The organism is Arsenicicoccus sp. UBA6765 (assembly GCF_002453335.1).
GTDB lineage: Bacteria > Actinomycetota > Actinomycetes > Actinomycetales > Dermatophilaceae > Arsenicicoccus > Arsenicicoccus bolidensis.
In genome coordinates, this window is sequence record NZ_DKGR01000053.1 from 556 (window position 1) to 835 (window position 280).

General features: G+C 76.8%; 1 protein-coding gene. It reads left to right on the forward strand.

The window, feature by feature from the left end; genetic code table 11:
• Positions 1-280, forward strand: a 280-nt coding sequence (locus tag B4K29_RS14060; RefSeq protein WP_349680253.1) for a DUF6541 family protein, incomplete at both ends; no start/stop codon positions are given.

Genomic DNA, 280 nt, shown 5'->3' on the forward strand with positions numbered 1-280 from the left:
GACCCCGGCGACGCCGTCCGCGAGGTGCTCACCCTCGGCACCCACCTGACGCCCGGCTGGCTGGTGCTGGCTCTGCTGGTCGCGGTCGGCGCGGTCCAGGCCGTGCGCACGCGGCGGGCCTGGCTCGTGGTGGGCTACCTGCTCACCGCCACGATGTACGTCTTCGCGGCCTCGGCGTCCTCCGGCTGGGGGACCCTGGTCACGGCGCTGTGGGACCGCGAGCCGTACCGCGTGGTCGCACCCCTCGCCGTGCCCGCGCTGGTGCTGGCCGGGCTCGGCG